The sequence below is a fragment of the Aerococcaceae bacterium zg-252 genome (genome assembly GCA_016237705.1).
In the GTDB taxonomy this organism is placed as follows: domain Bacteria; phylum Bacillota; class Bacilli; order Lactobacillales; family Aerococcaceae; genus Globicatella; species Globicatella yangjingiae.
The window spans coordinates 668484-686544 of the sequence record CP066204.1; the positions used below are offsets into that span (position 1 = coordinate 668484).

The 18061-nt window shown below is 37.0% G+C and carries 24 protein-coding genes and 4 tRNA genes; all 28 read left to right on the forward strand.

The window, feature by feature from the left end:
• Window positions 1-1066 precede the first annotated feature (1066 nt).
• Window positions 1067-1426, forward strand: a complete 360-nt coding sequence (locus JDW14_03315; GenBank protein QQD66148.1) for a hypothetical protein — start codon at window positions 1067-1069, stop codon at window positions 1424-1426.
• 12 nt (window positions 1427-1438) lie between these two features.
• A complete protein-coding gene (locus tag JDW14_03320) occupies window positions 1439-4138 on the forward strand; it encodes a tail fiber domain-containing protein (protein QQD66149.1) in 2700 nt (899 codons plus the stop codon).
• On the forward strand, window positions 4119-4313 hold the full coding sequence (locus tag JDW14_03325; GenBank protein QQD66150.1) for a hypothetical protein: 195 nt from the start codon (window positions 4119-4121) through the stop codon (window positions 4311-4313). The genes JDW14_03320 and JDW14_03325 overlap by 20 nt, the downstream gene beginning before the upstream one ends.
• Window positions 4294-4770 (forward strand): hypothetical protein, encoded by a 477-nt coding sequence (locus tag JDW14_03330; protein ID QQD66151.1) that lies wholly within the window; start codon window positions 4294-4296, stop codon window positions 4768-4770. Before JDW14_03325 ends, JDW14_03330 begins: the two co-directional genes overlap by 20 nt.
• A gap of 1 nt (window position 4771) precedes the next feature.
• The gene (locus tag JDW14_03335) at window positions 4772-4927 is read left to right on the forward strand and encodes a hypothetical protein (protein ID QQD66152.1); all 156 of its coding nucleotides are present in this window, start codon (window positions 4772-4774) and stop codon (window positions 4925-4927) included.
• A gap of 40 nt (window positions 4928-4967) precedes the next feature.
• Window positions 4968-5333: a hypothetical protein gene (locus JDW14_03340; GenBank protein ID QQD66153.1), complete on the forward strand. Its 366-nt coding sequence runs from the start codon at window positions 4968-4970 to the stop codon at window positions 5331-5333.
• A gap of 13 nt (window positions 5334-5346) precedes the next feature.
• The gene (locus tag JDW14_03345; protein QQD66154.1) at window positions 5347-5595 is read left to right on the forward strand and encodes a phage holin family protein; all 249 of its coding nucleotides are present in this window, start codon (window positions 5347-5349) and stop codon (window positions 5593-5595) included.
• Window positions 5596-5827: 232 nt separating this feature from the next.
• Complete coding sequence (locus JDW14_03350; protein QQD66486.1) at window positions 5828-6283, forward strand: hypothetical protein; 456 nt, start codon at window positions 5828-5830, stop codon at window positions 6281-6283.
• A gap of 49 nt (window positions 6284-6332) precedes the next feature.
• Window positions 6333-7706: an N-acetylmuramoyl-L-alanine amidase gene (locus JDW14_03355; GenBank protein QQD66155.1), complete on the forward strand. Its 1374-nt coding sequence runs from the start codon at window positions 6333-6335 to the stop codon at window positions 7704-7706.
• Window positions 7707-8094: 388 nt separating this feature from the next.
• Window positions 8095-8295 carry a helix-turn-helix transcriptional regulator gene (locus JDW14_03360; GenBank protein QQD66156.1) on the forward strand — a complete coding sequence of 67 codons (201 nt, stop codon included), beginning with the start codon at window positions 8095-8097 and terminating at the stop codon, window positions 8293-8295.
• A complete protein-coding gene (locus JDW14_03365; GenBank protein QQD66157.1) occupies window positions 8288-8890 on the forward strand; it encodes a hypothetical protein in 603 nt (200 codons plus the stop codon). The genes JDW14_03360 and JDW14_03365 overlap by 8 nt, the downstream gene beginning before the upstream one ends.
• Window positions 8891-8935: 45 nt before the next feature.
• Window positions 8936-9319: a hypothetical protein gene (locus tag JDW14_03370; protein ID QQD66158.1), complete on the forward strand. Its 384-nt coding sequence runs from the start codon at window positions 8936-8938 to the stop codon at window positions 9317-9319.
• Window positions 9303-10532 (forward strand): hypothetical protein, encoded by a 1230-nt coding sequence (locus JDW14_03375; protein QQD66487.1) that lies wholly within the window; start codon window positions 9303-9305, stop codon window positions 10530-10532. Before JDW14_03370 ends, JDW14_03375 begins: the two co-directional genes overlap by 17 nt.
• Window positions 10519-11787, forward strand: coding sequence for a DUF3440 domain-containing protein (locus JDW14_03380; protein QQD66159.1), 1269 nt, complete (start codon window positions 10519-10521; stop codon window positions 11785-11787). The genes JDW14_03375 and JDW14_03380 overlap by 14 nt, the downstream gene beginning before the upstream one ends.
• Window positions 11771-12286 carry a ParB-like nuclease domain-containing protein gene (locus JDW14_03385; GenBank protein ID QQD66160.1) on the forward strand — a complete coding sequence of 172 codons (516 nt, stop codon included), beginning with the start codon at window positions 11771-11773 and terminating at the stop codon, window positions 12284-12286. Before JDW14_03380 ends, JDW14_03385 begins: the two co-directional genes overlap by 17 nt.
• Before the next feature lie 207 nt (window positions 12287-12493).
• Window positions 12494-12565: transfer RNA gene (locus tag JDW14_03390), tRNA-Glu, on the forward strand.
• 14 nt (window positions 12566-12579) lie between these two features.
• Window positions 12580-12669: transfer RNA gene (locus JDW14_03395), tRNA-Ser, on the forward strand.
• Between the two features lie 4 nt (window positions 12670-12673).
• Window positions 12674-12746, forward strand: a tRNA-Asp gene (locus tag JDW14_03400).
• A 9-nt stretch (window positions 12747-12755) separates the two neighbouring features.
• Window positions 12756-12826 (forward strand) — tRNA-Gly (locus JDW14_03405).
• A gap of 50 nt (window positions 12827-12876) precedes the next feature.
• Window positions 12877-13116 (forward strand): DUF896 family protein, encoded by a 240-nt coding sequence (locus JDW14_03410; protein QQD66161.1) that lies wholly within the window; start codon window positions 12877-12879, stop codon window positions 13114-13116.
• 80 nt (window positions 13117-13196) lie between these two features.
• A complete protein-coding gene (locus tag JDW14_03415) occupies window positions 13197-13412 on the forward strand; it encodes a YneF family protein (GenBank protein QQD66162.1) in 216 nt (71 codons plus the stop codon).
• A 111-nt stretch (window positions 13413-13523) separates the two neighbouring features.
• Entirely contained in the window at window positions 13524-14432 is a 909-nt protein-coding gene (cysK, locus tag JDW14_03420; protein ID QQD66163.1) for a cysteine synthase A, read from the forward strand.
• A complete protein-coding gene (gene cysE / locus JDW14_03425) occupies window positions 14425-14991 on the forward strand; it encodes a serine O-acetyltransferase (GenBank protein QQD66164.1) in 567 nt (188 codons plus the stop codon). Before cysK ends, cysE begins: the two co-directional genes overlap by 8 nt.
• A 213-nt stretch (window positions 14992-15204) precedes the next feature.
• On the forward strand, window positions 15205-15435 hold the full coding sequence (gene nrdH / locus JDW14_03430) for a glutaredoxin-like protein NrdH (GenBank protein ID QQD66165.1): 231 nt from the start codon (window positions 15205-15207) through the stop codon (window positions 15433-15435).
• 59 nt (window positions 15436-15494) lie between these two features.
• Window positions 15495-15752, forward strand: a complete 258-nt coding sequence (locus JDW14_03435) for a DUF1294 domain-containing protein (protein QQD66166.1) — start codon at window positions 15495-15497, stop codon at window positions 15750-15752.
• Window positions 15753-15824: 72 nt separating this feature from the next.
• Window positions 15825-16250: an HIT family protein gene (locus JDW14_03440; GenBank protein ID QQD66167.1), complete on the forward strand. Its 426-nt coding sequence runs from the start codon at window positions 15825-15827 to the stop codon at window positions 16248-16250.
• Between the two features lie 194 nt (window positions 16251-16444).
• Entirely contained in the window at window positions 16445-16804 is a 360-nt protein-coding gene (locus tag JDW14_03445) for a YtxH domain-containing protein (GenBank protein QQD66168.1), read from the forward strand.
• Window positions 16805-16898: 94 nt separating this feature from the next.
• A complete protein-coding gene (locus JDW14_03450; protein ID QQD66169.1) occupies window positions 16899-17963 on the forward strand; it encodes a peptidylprolyl isomerase in 1065 nt (354 codons plus the stop codon).
• The last annotated feature ends 98 nt before the right edge of the window (window positions 17964-18061 follow it).

The window sequence follows — 18061 nt, forward strand, 5'->3', positions numbered from 1 at the left end:
TAGTCAATACGTTCATATTGCTTATGCGACTATTACCTATCTAGCTCAAGAAAATTCGAGTGTAACATTACAGGCTAAAACGCTCGTGCGCTTCGGCAAAGGTGATAAGTGGTTATACAAAGAGCTTGCAGCTGGGACACATCAATTGAATTTACGATTGTTTGGAGAAGACCCAGCAGTCACTATTACTAAAGAAATTCAAAGTATTCAAAACTTTTCGGTAACGGACAGTACGAATAGAACGCATATTGGTATCTATAACGATAATGTTGAGTCGGGCAGTACGGACGCTTCACGCTATACTTGGATTCGTGTTCAGGGTGCTCAAGGAGCAAGAGGTGAGCGCGGGGAACGAGGGGAGCGTGGTCAAAAAGGCGACCCATTAAGATTTGAGGATTTAACACCAGAACAAATCAATCAAATTAGAGCACAAAATATTGATTTATCGGGGTATGTGACGAAGAGAGAGTTAGATAATGTGCCGGTTGTGTATACGAGTGCATTAGCTGAAAAAGTTGGATACGACAAGATACGTCCGAATATTGATTATTTTTTAGATGATAATGGTAAGTTTGGTACGGTCACAAGCGTTGGTGTTATGCGAAAAGAAGTAGGAATTACTGAATTGATTGACCCAGTTGCGTACGCTAATAGAGAGCATACACATGTAATTAATCAGATAACAGGTCTAACACAAGCTTTAGCAGGTAAACAACCTACTGGTGATTATGTCACAAATGCTGCATTAAACAATAAAGGCTACGTCACAGAGACAGCCTTAAACAACAAGGGCTACGTCACCAATACTACTTTGAACAATAAAGGCTATGTCACGGAGACGGCATTAAACGGAAAAGGCTATGTCACTCAAACTATTCTTAACAGTAAAAATTACCTCACTCAGTCCACTGCTAACACTACTTATGCCACGAAACAAGAATTGCGTAATGTTCAAAGTACACCTGGACCCAAAGGGGCAGACGGGACATCGATTAATGTGCAAGTAGTGACGGCTCCTCCTACGACACAAGCGGAGAACACATTGTATTTAGTGAGGGCGTAAGCAATGACGATGGCAGATTTTAGAAATACGAAGCAAGTGTTTTATGGTGGGAATGAAATTGGAGCTGTTTGGTATCGTGGTGAAAAGATTTGGGAGAAGCCAGAAGAAGATAATGGAGCGTGGGAAGAACTATTTAACGGCACGTTGTCGTTTGCAGGTTCGTTAGTAACGCGTTTACCACAAAATTATTCTCGCTTTATGATTATCGGCTCGAACGGTGAACGAAAAGAGTTTGATATGCAAGGAACAGATGATAAAACTATTGAAGTTGGAGATTCTCGTTACTATGTTTCACATACGTCAAGTGGTTTGGTCGTAGATGGCGGTTCTGGCACAACAATTGTCAAAGGTTTACCGAAATGAAGAGGTGATTAAATGCAAATAAAAATTAATCAACGAGATGCGCCTGCTTTAGAATTTAAAGACGGGCGCTATTATTATACGTTCACAGCGACGGAAGACACAAATAGTGTTGATATTTATTCTGACTGCTTGGGAGATACTCAATTCAAGAAGATTCAAATTGAGAAGAGTTCAGAGATGACGAGCTTTGCGCCACCTGAAGTTTATGAGGGGAACTTGTCGGGTATCTTTAAGGATTACACAGAGATTAATCTGGCAATGAAAGACACCGAGAGTGATTTTTGGGGCAAGATTAAACTGAATGCACGTGGGATGTTAGAAGAATATCACAACGGGACGTTATCAGCTGAATTTATGAAAACGGCGAGTGGTATTGAACAACGGCTGCGTAATGCGTTATCGCAGTCGGAAAATCGTTTTACTTCCACAGCGGACGGAATACGTAGAGATTTAACAAACGTTGACGGGCGGATTAATTCGGTGACTTCGACCGTAGATGGGTACAAGCAAACATTAATCAGCACGCAAGCGAAAGTTGATAATTTGAAAGTTGGTGGACGGAATTATATTTTAGATTCCCAGCGTGAAAGAAAAACGCAACGCTTCTTATCAATACCAGTCTATGAGGTTTTAAAAAATAGTGTCGGTGAAACTTGGACAATTAGTTTTGATATTGTCATAAACGAAAATGGTATTGAAAGACCTATGAGGTTTTATCGCTATCAAGGCCACGGCATCGCGTTGGATATTGATGAAATGTTTCAACCAGCCAAAACAAAGCAACGGTTTTCTTTTACAGGAGTGGTTGTTGAGAAAATTCATAATGCTAATTACTCAAAAGGTGAAATGGCAATTTATGATACGGCAGGCAATAACAGTTACATCGTAAGCAATATCAAACTTGAGCGTGGCAGTATTGCGACTGATTGGACACCAGCACCAGAAGACTTAGTGAGCGGTAGTGATTTCACTACATACAAAAACGAAGTCACAGAAACAGCTGAGGGGCTCACAAGACGTATTGAAGCGACAGACGGTCGTGTGAATCAATTTACTGAAACTGTAGACGGCTTTAAACGTGAGATTACGAATTCGGTAACTGGTAGAATTAATGCTGTGATTGAAACTGTGAATGGCGTTAAACGTGAAATTAAAAGTTCTGTGGACGATAGTCTTAGTGAGATGACCCAGAATATCAATGGGTTTAAACGACTTGTTCAAGATGCGGAAAAGAATCATTCTCAGTTAGCGCAAACGGTTAGTGGTTTGGAATCTACCGTTAATAATAATCAAAAGAACATGACCAGTCGTATCACGCAATTGGCAGGTTTGATTGACCAGAAAGTTGCACGTGGTGATTTAGAAGGAATTATCCAAAATAGCGGGGATTCAATTTGGCTGGCAGTTCGTGATAGAGTAACCACTGCAGCAGGTAACTCAAAAATGAGCGGGCGTGAGATTATCAACGAGATTAATTTGACGACAGGTGGCACGTTGATTCGTTCTGGCGATAATAAACTCATGGTAACGCCAACGACAACCTTTATTCAAAATGGGACAATTAAGTCCGCAATGATTGATACGTTGGACGCTAGTAAGATTACGACAGGTACGTTGAATGCAGCAAATGTCCGTGTGATTAATTTAGATGCTGCGAATATCACAACAGGTAATTTAAATACAAGAATTGTGAATGCGATTCGTTTAAATGCCAATCAAATAACGTCTGGAAGTTTAAGTTCGGAAATTGTGAAAGCAATTCGGTTGAATGCCAATCAGATAACGACGGGTTCGTTAAGTGCAGAGGTTGTGAATGCGATTCGATTGAATGCGAATCAAATAACGGGTAACCGAGCAGAGTTGATTTCAGCCGGTTTCAATGCAGTGAACGCTAGCCTTCAGTTGGACGGTTCAGGAATCTATGCCAAAGATAATGCAGGAAATTACGCACGTATGACGGGATTACCGGAGTTTAAAACTTACGGAATTGACAATACGTCTTTGACGATGACAAAAGGGCAACTTCAATTCGAATGGGGCAATAAGCCAGTGTTCGCTATCGGAAATAATGTTGTTAAAGACGGTTCAGGTATTCTCTTAGAAAAAAACGCATGGTTTAACGTTATGCAGAAGTCGGATTTAACCGTTGCGACAGACGAATATTACACCGTGCAGAGTGGTGATAGTCCGATTGGAATATTGGAACGGCGTTTCAAAAACTTTAATGCGTCACGATGGAACGAATCCGCAGCTGAATTTAAGCGAATTAACGGTTGGGGTTATGCATGGCCAACGTTACATCCTGGCGACAAAGTGAAGATTAAAGAAGGTTCAAAGACGGTTCTTGGTAAAGAACATATCAGATATGTGTTTAGGACAGAGACGACCGATAATGGTGTTGTGGTGTTTAATTACCGTATTGACGCAGTTGGAGGTTTACATCAAGCATCGGATAGACGGATTAAGCACGATATTTACGATACGCAAGTACATGCGATATCAGAAATTGAAGCATTAAAGTTCAAAGAGTTCAAAATGAATCAAGATAATCGTTATGTGGATATTGGACTTATTGCTCAAGAATCAGGAAAATTGCGGCATAAAGGCGAAACAGAATCCATTGATTTACATAGGGCAGTGATGTTGGCGCTGAAAGGCATTCAAGAATTAAATGAAAAGGTGGAACAATTAAATGGAAGAACAAAAAATTAGTTTGGTAGAAGTAGCGTATTTACAAACGATTGAAGACTTGACGCAAGAAAATAAACAATTAAGAAATAACTTGAATTATACACGATTGGTCAATCAAGAATTATCAAAACAGATAGACGAACTAACAGCACCAACGAAAGAGGAGGAAAAAGAAGATGTTCAAGAAGAGTTATAATTATTTTAATTCCGAACAAGGTAGACGTGTGGTACAGATTGAAGCCAAAAGTGGGAACTTGCAGATTATCACAGCAGATTTTGATGAATCGCTTTGTGATTGGGATTCACTATCCGAAAAAGAACTCATTGATAAAGCTTTAGAATGGCAATATCGAACTTACATGCAAGGCAAATTCGTCAACGAAGCAGTGGAAATCACCGAAGCGAAAGCGAAAGAAGTAACGGCAATGGCAGAGAAATTGAAAGATACAGTGAAAGAATCTGAAGCGGAATTAGCGAAAATCAAAGAGCGTGCTGAAATTTCGCAAGGTTCGATTTTGGAAATGACGGAAATGATGTATGACCACGAAGCACGGATTGCAGCTTTAGAGAGTGGTGATGAAAAAGTTGATGAACCGATTGAAGAGGATAAAGAACACATTGACACAGAAGTTACAATTGAAGGGGGTGAGTGAGATGATAGCAATGTTAATGGCAGTACGAATTGTTGACGGTACGTACACGTTTAAACGTGTACCAAAACTATTGAAAGCACAAGTTGAATCTTGTTTGGCAGACTTGGGATTCAAAGTAGTGGACAATAAGTTAGTTGAAATCGTGGCAGAAGCTTAGTCGAAAGGCTAGGCTTTTTATTTTAGATTGGAGTGATGTGATGGATTTTATTTCAGCGTTTCATGCGTTTTTTATCAAGCATTTGATTGAAGTATTAGTGCTAGGTTCGTTTTCGTTCATGGGTTGGGCGATTCGTAGATTGACGAAGATTTATGAAAAGCATTTAAATGAAAAACGTGAACAAGTTGTGAAAGAATCGGAAGAACAAGAATTGTTGAAGCAAGGAGTGCTTGCGATATTACGCTGTGAGATTAATAAGTTATGCTACGAAGTCCGAGACCGAGGGTATATCACCGTGGAAGAAAAACGGGATTTAGATGATATGATGAAAGCCTATACGGCACTTGGCGGTAATGGGCGAACGCATATCATGTATGAGCAAATTGAGAAGTTACCGATAAATTAGAGGAGGTATTTAAATGGAGTTTAGCAGTTTACCAATGCAGCCAATTATTACGTTATTTTGTTTGATGATTGGTTATGTCATCAAGCACACACCACGCACAGATAGACTAAATGGCTATATTCCTGTATTTGTTTTAATTATAGGATGTGTTATGGGTGGTATTATTGAGCCGTCCTTGACAGGTGTAGTTTACGGTGGGTTTAGTGGTTTAGCGTCTACTGGGTTGCATCAGGCGTTTAAACAGCGTATTGGGGTGGAATAATTATTAGCTCAATATCTTGAAAAAGAAAGAGTTTAATGATATGATGGACATAGATAAGAGTTCGAACCTTATCGTTAGTCCAACTAGCAATGAGGGGGCGGAGGGACGCGCTCGTTAACATAAGTATCCCATTGGAATGTAAGCCCATCGACTGAATGGGCTTTTTATTTTTCTAGGAGGACTAAAAATGGCAAAAAGTAAATTATTAGAATTATGTATTGTAAACCCTCAAATGTGTAAAGATTTTGATTTAAAACAAGCAATGGATTATAATTATACAACAAAGCAAATTATGAATAAAAATCGTGGATTTGTTAATGTGTTGGTAGCGATTGACGGTGTGCATTTTGTGATTCCTTTGCGTTCAAATATGCCCAAAAATTATCAATTGAAATATAAATTGAGAGATAGTAAAAATAAAGGTTATGTTGAGGGATTAGATTTTGGCAAAGCGCTAATATTGGAAAACGACAGTTACATTGTCTCCAATCATTTTAAAATGCGTCAAATAGAAGATTATTTCAATTTAATGGATAATGCTCAATATATTATTTCTAAGTTTAGAAAGCATATTGTTGATTTTAATCAAGCTGTTGAAAACAGTGATGTAAATAAATTGACCGACCCGATGAGATTTAAATTTTGTACTTTTGTAAATTATATTGAAAGAATTAAACATATTATTTAGTCATCCTATTACTAGGGTGTCTTTTTTGTATGCAGAAAGGAGAATAAAAATGTCCAATACTTTTATCGAAAAAATGGCGGCACTGTATCAAACGGTGCCGTCTGTTTTATTGGTGTCTGTTCGTATTGCACAAGCGTGTATAGAATCAAGCTACGGCAATTCCGAATTGGCACGTAACGCCAATAATTATGCTGGTATCAAAGCGAGTGAGCCTTGGACAGGCGAAGTGTATGCGAAGACGACGAAAGAAGAAATCAACGGTGTACTTGTGGATGTGGAAGGTGAAAAATTTAGAAAGTATCCCACGATACAGGCGTTTGTAAAAGACCATAGCAATTTCATTACATCAACTGAATGGCGAAAGTCGTTATATGCTGATGTGATTAATGCGACAACGTATCAAGGACAATGTGCAGCTTTGACCAAGACATATGCTACTAATAGCAGTTACGGACGTGAATTAATACGTGTAATTGAAGAAAATGACTTGACGAAATATGATGAAAAGGTGATAGTGAATATGAATAAACCTAAAATTATTGATAGAACAAAACAAGCGTTAGGCTATCCGTCCACAGGATATTATCCTAAACGAGCCTTAAGTGCGATTAAGCAAATTGTGTGGCATTATACGTGGAGCGACCACAATGGTGTAGCTATGCAAAATATTAAGTTACATGAAGCGTTTTGGCAATCGCAGCATGGCTGGGATATTGGTGGGTATCATTATTATATTGATAAATATGGAACAATTGTACAGAATTATCCACTGACAACTGTATCTTATGGAGCTGGTAAGCTTAATCCACAACTCGTTCATATCTGTTGCGAGGGTAAAGGCAATTATACTCCTGAACAAATTAAAGCACGGGAGGAATTGACGTTGTGGTTAATGCAAGAATTGAAAATCAGTGCTGATAATGTGAAAGGGCATAAAGAGATTCCGTATAATTCTACGACTTGCCCGGGATATTCAGTAGCACAGTTGGATGCTTTCCGTAAGGATTTAAAAGCTAAAGCAGATAAAGGTGGCTCACGTTTTGTTGATTTACCAGAATATAAAGCACCAGCTAAAGCATACGATGAATTAACAATCGGTCAGACGGTTACAATTCGTGAGGGTATGAAAGCGTGGTATAATCCACAGGATAAAGAGGGGGTAAAACCGTCTAAAGATTTTACAGGCGATAAAGATACCATTGAAAATGTGATGTCGGTTGATGTCAGCTATTCTAAACGTGCGTATTTATTGAAGAATAAGCGTTCGTGGATTTTAGAACAGGACTTGGTAGAGGCACGCAAATCATGGGTGCCTGTTGAAGTGCAAGAAGACGGTACAGATAAAGGAAAAGTGGAATTAGATAAGAACAAGGATTATGCGTATATTAATGGTGCGTATTATGATGTAGTGAAACGGAAATAACAGTAGAAGCCTGCCTTTCGGGGTAGGCTTTTTTTCGTGTGAAAAATCGTGCGAAAATCACGCGAAAAATTCAAAAAAAGTTGTAAAAACGCTTTACATTATGAACAAAATTGTATATAATAATAAATGTAAGGCAGATACCTTACTAGAACGCAGGGCAAGATGCAGAAAGGAGAAGTAATGGAAGAGTTAATGACTAACGAACAATTCAATAAAGTACTACAGATGATTATCATGATAATCGAAAGTAGTAAAACAAAAGAAGAAGCAATCGAAAAAATAAAAGAGTTGCTAAATAAATAGCAACTCACACACAAAATGTATCTGAGGGGAGCTTGCCACCCCTTAGATTACAATTTAAGTATATCATGGCAAGAGGAAGTAGGCAATGAGAAAAGAAATCGAAAAATTATTAAGCAGTGGGTTAACTGCTTATCAAATAGCGAAATATATCGGAGTTCAGCCAGTACAAATACAACGTTATATGAATGGCGAAACATCTATTGGAAATATGACGTTAGACAGAGCAGAACAATTATATAAATTATACTTAGAGTTAAAAGAAAAAGGAGAAATTGAAAATGATTAACAAAATGGAAAAACAATTAAAACAGACAATTGTAGAGAAAAAAATAGAAGAAAAAATATCAGAATGGTCATGGAAAATTGACCCTACATTTCTAATGCGAGTTATTACAAGCATAGGTTATGAATCACCTGAGGAAAGATACGCTCAAGCAAAACAGGTAATTGGGTTATTGGCTAAAGCCAATACTAAAGAGGAATTTCTAAACGAAGTTCTAAAAATAGAATTATTAAATCGCCAACTATATTTTATGTTGTCTAAAGAATCAGGACGACATAAATATACAGTGATGAGAACTTTAGACAAGATAAGTAAGCCAATCAACACGCTGTCGGAAGCCGGCAGCGTATTGGTGGGCAATGACAGTTTCAGCGTCTCCATAAAAAATGGTTATGGCGACGGGGAGAGTACAGTTTACGTTTTGAACGAAACCGATAACTTCGAAGATGACCTCATGGAATTCAGCGGAGTTGTTGCAGGTACGGAATTTTATATTTCGTCTTACGATTGCGATAACAGTTGGATAACAAAATTACCGTTATCTGGAAAATACATGACATACTATTATGATTCAATCGTATGTCTGAGAAAAATTTAAAAGGAGAAAAAAGGGGCGAAATGACCGCCCCTTTTTGATAAATGTATGTGGAAAAAAATTAATTTTAATAAACAAAATATCAAAGCGGAAACAGCAAATTCTGTTTTGATACAAATACCCAATAATTCAGATTCGGAATTTGCTGGTTGGATGTTTTGGCATCCAGCAAAATTAGTAAGGGTAGCTGGTGGCCAGGGATACTGGGTATCTTTTAGCTACACTAACGAATGGGAATTTAAAATTTTTAAAGGGAAAGGTCAATATCATATAGAAGAGACTTTGACGGCAGAAAATATAGAAGAAATATTCGGAACTGGGAATGATTCAATAGAAACTTATGTTGTAAAAGATAACGAAAGTTTCTTAGAAATTTCAGAACCGGAAGAAATAAGAACAGAGGTGATAATTCATGATGACCTTAAACGATAGTCAAACATTGGCTATTGAAAAGCTACACAAGTTAAAAGTAGGAGCCTTGTTTATGGAGCAAGGCACTGGAAAAACGAGAGTAGCAATAGAATTAATTGAATCCACTAATGCTACGCTAGCTGTTTTCTTTTGTCCGTTTTCAACAAAAAATAATTTGGAAAACGAACTTAAAAAATGGAGTTTTTCAAAAGAGTATTTAATTGTTGGTTACGAGACTCTGTCCGCATCCAATCAAAAGTATTTGGAGTTACTCGCTCAATTGCAGAGTGAAAAAGAAGTATTTTTGGTTGCGGATGAATCTATTTTTATTAAGAATGAGCAGTCTAAGCGATTTAATCGATTAATAGAATTAGCAAAATATTCCGAATATCGATTGATATTAAACGGCACTCCCGTAACAAAAGATGAATGGGACTTATACAATCAGATGAATTTTCTGAGTCCAAAAATAATCGGAATGAATCGCAATGAATTTTTGCGAACATTTTTTAAAAAAATAAGATTTAAAAGGAGAGGTCAACCAGAACAAGAATTCTATAAATTATCAGATGTGAATATCGGATATTTGCATCAATTACTGGAACCGTATATTTTCCAAGCCGATTTGCGTTTCGATAAGCGAGAGACAGTCAAAGAAGTGCAAATAGCTGCTGGAGACGAAACGTATTTTAACTATCAATCTGCTAAAGATACACTTCTGAAATCTTTAGAGCTTGGTGAATGCAAAGTGGAGATGTTTACCAATTTAGCAAATATATGTTTTTCTGATGAAGAGAGACATAAAAGCATAGCAAAACAATTAAATGGACAAATCATTGTGTTTTGCACATTACTGTCTGAAGTTCGTAATATAGCTAGCGTGATTGATTGTTATGTTATTACTGGAGAAACAAAAAATAGAGATAACATAATCGAAAAATTTAAAAATAACAATAAACCATTGTTAATTACATTTGGTACGGGAGCGTTTGGTTTAAATTTGCAATTCTGTAATCGAATTGCTTTTGCTAGTTTGACATTTGATTATGGGAAAATTGACCAAGCGAAAGCAAGAATTAGAAGATTAGGTCAAAATAAAAATATCGAATATACTTACTTTATAAGTGATTTAGGAATATTCAATATGATTCAAGAAAATGTTGAACGAAAAATGACGCTTGAAGAATTAGTCATTAAAAAAATCGAGGAGGGGAAAGTGCATGAATGTGTATGAGGCAAGCATTGAACGATTGAAATTTATTTTTAATGAATTCGACCATGTGTATATCTCTTTTTCAGGTGGTAAAGACAGTGGTGTCATGCTTCATCTTGCACTGAAGTACTTGCGGGAAAATCAGTTGAAGCGTAAAGTGACGCTGCTGCACCTGGATTACGAGGCGCAATACGAAATGACAACGGATTTTGTGAAATATATCGAAGAAGAATATAGAGATTATTTGACTGTTTATCATGTTTGCGTCCCGTTTAAAGTTCATACTTGTACGAGCATGTTTCAGAATTATTGGCGTCCTTGGGAAGAAGATAAAAAAGACATCTGGGTACGAGAATTGCCTGAAAATGCAATGACAAGAGAGGATTTTCCTTTCTATACTGAAAGCATGTGGGATTACGAATTTCAAGAAAAATTATCTGTTTGGGTTCACGAGAAGCAAAAAGCGAAAAGGACTGCTGTTTTGGTTGGTATTAGAACGCAGGAAAGCTTGAATCGATGGAGGGCCTTGCATAAGGAGCGAAACTCTTATTTCGAAGAGAAAATTTATAGCAAGAAAATAGCTGATTGTGTTTATAATTTTTATCCAATTTATGATTGGAAGACAGAGGATGTGTGGATAGCGAATGCGAGGTTTGGCTTTGCTTATAACAAGTTATATGATTTGTACTATCAAGCTGGTGTCCCTGTTAATGCTATGCGTGTAGCTAGTCCTTTTATTTCGGAGGGGCAAGAGTCGCTTGCCTTGTATAAGGCTATTGAACCTCACACTTGGGGGAAATTAGTCAGCCGAGTGAACGGTGTGAATTTCACGGGTATTTATGGCGGGACGACTGCTGTTGGATGGAAGTCTATCACGAAGCCTGGCAACATGACTTGGAAAGAGTATATGGAGTTTTTACTTGATACACTTCCGAAAGAAGCGAAAGCTAATTACTTGCAAAAATTGCAGACTTCTATCAAATTTTGGAAGGAGAGGGGCGGTGTATTGTCTGATGAAGTGATACAAGAATTGGATGAACTTGAGATTAAATACGAGTTTTCCAGTCATAACTATAATACAAGTAAAAAAGCGGTCAAGATGGATTATCTTGATGATTTAGAGATAAAAGATTTTAAGGTGATTCCAACTTACAAGAGAATGTGCATTTGCATTTTGAAAAATGACCATACGTGTAAATACATGGGATTTAGTCAAACGAAGTCAGAACTTATGAAGCGAAAGGAGGCTGTTGAAAAATATGCACGAATACTCTAGTCCTGTTTACAATGTGAAACGAATTCCGATTGAAAAAATAAAAGCGAACGCTTATAATCCTAATAGCGTAGCGAGTCCGGAAATGAGACTGTTGTATCAATCTATTAAGCAAGATGGTTATACGATGCCAATTGTTTGTTATTATCTTGAAAACGAAGATAAATATGAGATTGTAGACGGATTTCACCGGTATACAACAATGTTAAATCATAAAGATATTTATGAACGTGAAGAAGGATGTCTTCCTGTATCGGTAATTGATAAACCTTTATCTGATAGAATGGCATCAACTATACGTCATAATAGAGCGAGAGGTTCTCACAGTATTGAATTAATGACTAATATTGTTGCAGAATTGGTCGATTCAGGTATGTCAGATGCATGGATTCTAAAAAATATTGGTATGGATGCGGATGAGCTACTGCGATTAAAACAAATTAGTGGTTTGGCTTCGCTGTTTAAAGATAAAGAGTTTAGTAAGTCGCTGGAAGAAAATTAACGTATATAATAGGAAGAGAAAATTTCACATCGATGAAAAAATCAGTTGAGTAGAAAAATTATAAAAAATATTAAAAAAGTGTAGACAATAGATTTTGAATCGTTTATAATGAAAAACGTTGAAGATGAGTTTGAATTTTTTTTGCAACGGGATGCCTTAACTGTTGCGATAGCAATAAGTTTTAGACCCTCCTTCTCCGTAAAACACGGTCCGTTGGTCAAGTGGTTAAGACACCGCCCTTTCACGGCGGTAACACGGGTTCGAATCCCGTACGGATCATTAAAGCAAAAGGTGGAGGATTACCCAAGTCCGGCTGAAGGGAACGGTCTTGAAAACCGTCAGGCGTGTAAAAGCGTGCGTGGGTTCGAATCCCACATCCTCCTTAAGGGTTCCGTGGTGTAGGGGTTAACATGCCTGCCTGTCACGCAGGAGATCGCGGGTTCAAATCCCGTCGGGACCGTAGAAGCATGCGGGTGTAGTTTAGTGGTAAAACTACAGCCTTCCAAGCTGTTGTCGCGAGTTCGATTCTCGTCACCCGCTTGTTTAACTCACTTCGGTGAGTTTTTTTATTTTGTATTAGGAGGGTTGTTATGTTAGATAGTATCAAGATTACACGTTTAAATGAATTAGCTAGAAAGAAAAAAGCTGAGGGTTTATCGCAAGAAGAATTAGCTGAACAGGCTGAGTTAAGAAAAGAATATTTAGAAAATTTACGTTCTGGGTTTAGAAATCATATTGAGGGGTTGAAAATTGTTGATGAGAATGGTAATGATGTTACCCCTGATAAAATAAAAGATATTCAAAAGGAAAAAGGATTGCATAATCGATAATTTGATTAAATTGTTCTTTTTAATTTACTTAAACTCTAGTATAATGTAAGTATGTTAATTAATGAAAGTGAGGTAATTTAATGCCAACTTGGATCTGGTTGTTAATTGTATTAATTGCACTAATTGCAGGTTTTGTGGCTGGTTTTTTCATGGCTCGTCGTTATATGATGAATTATTTTAAAGAAAATCCACCGATTGATGAACGCATGATTACAATGATGATGGCTCAAATGGGTCAAAAACCGTCTAGAAAAAAAGTTCAACAAATTATGCAATCAATGAAGGTTCGCCAATAATTAATGATAGCTTTTCTCAAATTTGGGAAAAGCTTTTTTTAATTCATATTACTTGAAATTATTGGCAGTTGGGTATAGACTGAAACTAATATTTTAAAGGGGGATATTGACATGATTTATCAAAATATTGCTGATACAATTGGGAATACACCATTAGTGAAACTAAACTTTAATGAAGAGAATATTGCAGATGTTTTTGTAAAAGTAGAGAGTTTTAACCCAAGTGGTAGTGTGAAGGATAGAGCTACTTATTATATTTTACAAGATTTACTTTCTAAAGGGACTTTAAAAAATGGTGGTACGATTATTGAAGCTACGAGTGGAAATACTGGTGTAGCATTGTCAATGATGGGTGCTGCATTAGGTATTAAGGTAATATTAGTGATGCCAGAAACGATGACGGTTGAACGTCGTAATTTAATGGCTGCGTATGGAGCTGAAATTGTATTGACACCTGGAACTGAGGGTATGGCTGGTGCTACGAAAAAAGCTGAGAGTTTATCAGCTGAACTGAATGCACCTATTTTTGGACAATTTTCAAATCCTGCGAATATTCAAGCTCACTTTGAAACTACTGCAAAAGAAATTTTATCAGATTTAGGTCATGTCGATGGGTTTGTTGCTGGTGTGGGAACTGGTGGAACGGTATCGGGTACGGCTAAAGGCTTAAAAGAAAGTAATGCTGAAACGGTTGTTTGGGCTGTTGAACCAGAAGAATCTGCACTTATCTCTAAAGGAGTAGCTGGGCCACATAAAATTCAAGGGATTGGGGCTAACTTTATCCCAGATAATTTTGATGCTGCGATTATTGATACGGTTGTAACGGTATCAAGTGAAGATGCAATGGCGATGACTCGTAAATTAGCTAAAGAATTTGGTATTTTAGCTGGGGTTTCTGCTGGAGCGAATGTAACGGCAGCATTGCGTTTAGCTAAGACTCTAGGTGCTGGAAAACAAGTTGTAACAGTGTTACCAGATACAGGCGAACGTTATTTATCGACAGGAATTTTTAATGCTTAAGATTATTAAATTTTGGTGGAATGAGGCAAAGTGGGCGTATGAGAATGATCCGTCATGTAAAAGTGTATGGCAAGCATTTTTCTTGTTTCCAGGCTTAAAGGCAAGACGTTATCATATGCTCTCGCATTGGTTTTATCAACGGAATTTTTATTTTATTTCACGCTATATTTCTGAGAGAGCAAGTAGAAAAACGGGTATTGAGATTCATCCTGGTGCGAAGTTAGGGAAACATTTGTTTATCGATCATGGTACAGGTGTTGTGATTGGTGAAACGGTTGTGATCGGTGATCGTGTAACAATTTTTCATGGTGTAACATTAGGGGGTACTGGAAAAACGAAAGGTGTAAAACGGCATCCGACGGTGGAAGATGATGTCATTATCGGTGCTGGTGCAACGATTTTAGGTGATGTCACGCTGCATCGTAAGTCGAAAATAGGTGCAGGGGCGGTTGTTTTAAAATCTGTACCGGAAAATGTAACGGCAGTAGGGATTCCAGCTGTTTTCTATTCGCAAAAGGAAATACCGAATGAAGTTGTCCCAATTGAGTGGACAATCTAATCTATTGAGTTTGTTAAAAAGGATAAGTGGAGTTGTGCTTGAGTAGAAAATACCTTGATAGTTCAAGAAAAAGGCTTGATTGATGCAGGTGGGCACTTATCTAAAATACTATATTTAGTATTGGTATTGATAAAAAACACAATATCTTGTTGCGAAAGTCTGTTCGAGCAAGTAGAATAGATTTTATGATAAAGATGTGGAAAGAGTGATGAAATGAAAAATATAACTGTTTATTCAAAACCAAATTGCATGCAATGTAATTTTACAAAGAAATTTTTAGATGATAATGCAATTGATTATACAATGATTGATGTATATGAAGACGAAGTAGCGTTAGCCAAAGTAAAAGAACTTGGGTTTCAATCGCTACCAGTAGTGGTCATTGAAGGGGAAGAACCGTTCTTTGGTTTTAGACCAGATCGCTTAGAAAGTTTAACTGCATAATTTGTAATGTTGAAAGAGATGACTCCATTGGGGTGTATCTCTTTTTTTAGGAGTACGCGATGAATTTATTTTTTGGATATTTACTAGTGATTAATGGTTTGGTATTCATTTTAATGGGAATTGATAAATATAAGGCCGTCAAACAACGATTTCGGATTCCAGAGAGTTGGTTGTTAGCACTCGGAATTTTAGGTGGTGGTTGTGGTGGCTGGATTGGCATGGTCTTGTTTCGTCATAAAATTCGCAAACCGTATTTCAAAGTGGTATTTACTGCTGGAATCATTGGTATGGCATATATTTATTGGCGATTTTTTTGAAAAAAAGCGGATTCTTTGTTATACTCAAAAAACAGAGATTACTAAATTTTTAATACATGAGGAGAACAAAATATGACGGATTGTATTTTTTGTAAAATAATTAATGGTGAGATTCCATCATCAAAAGTTTATGAGGATGAGGAAGTTTACGCATTTTTAGATATTTCCCAAACGACAGCTGGACATACATTAGTAGTGCCTAAAGTGCATGTAGCGGATATTTTTGAGTATTCAGATGAATTAGCTGCACGAGTAATGGCTCGTTTACCTAAGGTTGCTCGGGCGTTAGATGCTGCTTTTCCGGAAATGAAAGGATTAAATGTATTGAGTAATAATCGTGAAATGGCTTATCAAACGGTATTTCATTCGCACTGGCATTTAATTCCACGATATAGTCAAGAAGATGGTTTTAAATTAATGTTTACGCAAAGAACAGGCGAAATGAGTGGCGAAGAATTAAATCAAATGGCTGCTAATATTGCATCGCATATTGAATAAATTGAAGTGTGAAATAGAGTGTGGCACTGAGCGTTTTGAGTTCAGCTCGTTGGAATCAGAATAGAACATAGTGTGACACCGAGCGTTTTGAAATGAACCACGGGAGAAAGTTACTGACGTGCGAGTAGCGTACAGAGGAGACTTCCGAAGTGGACGTCATTTCAACTCGTTGGAACCAGAATAGGAGGGATTCGATGTCAGGGTTTAAATCAGGTTTATTTTGGGGTGCAGTATTTGGGGGAGTAGCAGGTTTAATGCACGCACCACAAAAGGGGAGTCAGACACGCAAAGAATTAAGTGAGTTTGTGGCACAAGTAAAAGAAGATGCGACTGATTTAAAGTTTAAGTCGGATCATTTACAAGTATTAACGAATCGTATTGTCAATATTGAGATGAAACAAACATTGGAAATAGTTGATGAAGTATCTAGACAGGCTAAGCAATTTTTAGAGTCCAATCAGCCAAGAATTAATCGTATTCAGAAGAAGTTAGCACGTTTGCAAGAAAATCTTGAACATAATGTGAAAGAATTGCGAACAAATGAAGAAAAGTAATAAAATTTCATGAATAATCAACTATTTGCCTTAAAATTATGGTATAGTATCAATGGTTATAAAATTTGAAGAAATTGAAGGAGTCAACATCATAATGAAAAAAAGTTTAGTAAAAATTGCAAGTGCATCAGCTGTTTTATTGTTGGCAGGATGCTCAACAATGGGTGCTCAAAATAGTACATCATCTGCTAATAAAGGTGAAGCAATTGCAACAATTGGTAATGAAACCATTTCGTTTGATGATTTTTATGCAGAATTAAAAACTCAAGCTGGAGCTGCGACATTGCGTAGCATGATTATTCAACGTGTATTAGAACAAAAAGTTGAAGATAAAGATGCGTTGAAAAAAGCAGCTGATGAAGAAGTTGCACAACAAATTTCAAGTGCAGGTGGCGAAGCTGTATTTGCAAAATTATTAGCTTATAAAAAATTAGGTTCAATTGAAGATTTTAAACAATCTGTGTATGTGCGTAATTTATTCCAAGAAGTAATCGAGAAAAATGTAGATACTTCCGAAGAAGCAATTAAAGCATACTATGAAACTTCATACGCACCACTTATGGAAGCTCAACATATCTTAGTGGAGAAAGAAGAAGATGCTCAAAATATTATTAAACGTTTAAATGACGGAGAAGATTTTGATGCTTTAGCGAAAGAATTATCAAAAGATAGTTCAGCAGCAAATGGTGGTAAATTAGGCGAATTTAAGTCTGGTACAATGGTAGCTGAATTTGAAGAGGCAGTTAAATCAGTGGGCAATGGTGAGTTAGTACCAAATCCAGTTCAATCTAAATTTGGTTGGCATGTTATTCGTACAATTAAAAATGGTGAAAAACAACCTTATGATGAAGTGAAAGACGCTGTTAAAAAACAATACTTAGAAAGTAAATTCAATGACTCATCAGTTGCTTACAGCATTGTAGGTAAATTAATTAAAGAAATTGGCGTTGAAGTAAAAGATGAATCGTTAAAACCAGTAATGGACGATTTAATGGCTGCAATTCAAAATGCTGAAGCGAATGTGAATAAGTCTTCTGAAGAGGCAACAACTACTGAAGCAAAAGAAGAAACATCAGCTGAGGCAGAAGCTGAAGAGACAACTGAAGCGAGCGACGAATCAACAGAAGAAACAACTGTTGAAGAAACGACTGCTGAATAAAGCGAATAATTATGATGATGCACTCTGCGAATTGGTTCGTAGGGTGTCTTTTTTAAGTCCTATTTCTAAAGACTTATATAGATAAGTGTGATATAATG

What these genes read in the sequence shown, in the direction of transcription:
- JDW14_03315 (QQD66148.1), top strand. Translation starts at nt 1,067, where the DNA reads ATGACGATGGCAGATTTTAGAAATACGAAGCAAGTGTTTTATGGTGGG.
- JDW14_03320 (QQD66149.1), top strand. Translation starts at nt 1,439, where the DNA reads ATGCAAATAAAAATTAATCAACGAGATGCGCCTGCTTTAGAATTTAAA.
- JDW14_03325 (QQD66150.1), top strand. Translation starts at nt 4,119, where the DNA reads ATGGAAGAACAAAAAATTAGTTTGGTAGAAGTAGCGTATTTACAAACG.
- JDW14_03330 (QQD66151.1), top strand. Translation starts at nt 4,294, where the DNA reads ATGTTCAAGAAGAGTTATAATTATTTTAATTCCGAACAAGGTAGACGT.
- JDW14_03335 (QQD66152.1), top strand. Translation starts at nt 4,772, where the DNA reads ATGATAGCAATGTTAATGGCAGTACGAATTGTTGACGGTACGTACACG.
- JDW14_03340 (QQD66153.1), top strand. Translation starts at nt 4,968, where the DNA reads ATGGATTTTATTTCAGCGTTTCATGCGTTTTTTATCAAGCATTTGATT.
- JDW14_03345 (QQD66154.1), top strand. Translation starts at nt 5,347, where the DNA reads ATGGAGTTTAGCAGTTTACCAATGCAGCCAATTATTACGTTATTTTGT.
- JDW14_03350 (QQD66486.1), top strand. Translation starts at nt 5,828, where the DNA reads ATGTGTAAAGATTTTGATTTAAAACAAGCAATGGATTATAATTATACA.
- JDW14_03355 (QQD66155.1), top strand. Translation starts at nt 6,333, where the DNA reads ATGTCCAATACTTTTATCGAAAAAATGGCGGCACTGTATCAAACGGTG.
- JDW14_03360 (QQD66156.1), top strand. Translation starts at nt 8,095, where the DNA reads ATGAGAAAAGAAATCGAAAAATTATTAAGCAGTGGGTTAACTGCTTAT.
- JDW14_03365 (QQD66157.1), top strand. Translation starts at nt 8,288, where the DNA reads ATGATTAACAAAATGGAAAAACAATTAAAACAGACAATTGTAGAGAAA.
- JDW14_03370 (QQD66158.1), top strand. Translation starts at nt 8,936, where the DNA reads ATGTGGAAAAAAATTAATTTTAATAAACAAAATATCAAAGCGGAAACA.
- JDW14_03375 (QQD66487.1), top strand. Translation starts at nt 9,303, where the DNA reads ATGACCTTAAACGATAGTCAAACATTGGCTATTGAAAAGCTACACAAG.
- JDW14_03380 (QQD66159.1), top strand. Translation starts at nt 10,519, where the DNA reads ATGAATGTGTATGAGGCAAGCATTGAACGATTGAAATTTATTTTTAAT.
- JDW14_03385 (QQD66160.1), top strand. Translation starts at nt 11,771, where the DNA reads ATGCACGAATACTCTAGTCCTGTTTACAATGTGAAACGAATTCCGATT.
- JDW14_03410 (QQD66161.1), top strand. Translation starts at nt 12,877, where the DNA reads ATGTTAGATAGTATCAAGATTACACGTTTAAATGAATTAGCTAGAAAG.
- JDW14_03415 (QQD66162.1), top strand. Translation starts at nt 13,197, where the DNA reads ATGCCAACTTGGATCTGGTTGTTAATTGTATTAATTGCACTAATTGCA.
- cysK (QQD66163.1), top strand. Translation starts at nt 13,524, where the DNA reads ATGATTTATCAAAATATTGCTGATACAATTGGGAATACACCATTAGTG.
- cysE (QQD66164.1), top strand. Translation starts at nt 14,425, where the DNA reads ATGCTTAAGATTATTAAATTTTGGTGGAATGAGGCAAAGTGGGCGTAT.
- nrdH (QQD66165.1), top strand. Translation starts at nt 15,205, where the DNA reads ATGAAAAATATAACTGTTTATTCAAAACCAAATTGCATGCAATGTAAT.
- JDW14_03435 (QQD66166.1), top strand. Translation starts at nt 15,495, where the DNA reads ATGAATTTATTTTTTGGATATTTACTAGTGATTAATGGTTTGGTATTC.
- JDW14_03440 (QQD66167.1), top strand. Translation starts at nt 15,825, where the DNA reads ATGACGGATTGTATTTTTTGTAAAATAATTAATGGTGAGATTCCATCA.
- JDW14_03445 (QQD66168.1), top strand. Translation starts at nt 16,445, where the DNA reads ATGTCAGGGTTTAAATCAGGTTTATTTTGGGGTGCAGTATTTGGGGGA.
- JDW14_03450 (QQD66169.1), top strand. Translation starts at nt 16,899, where the DNA reads ATGAAAAAAAGTTTAGTAAAAATTGCAAGTGCATCAGCTGTTTTATTG.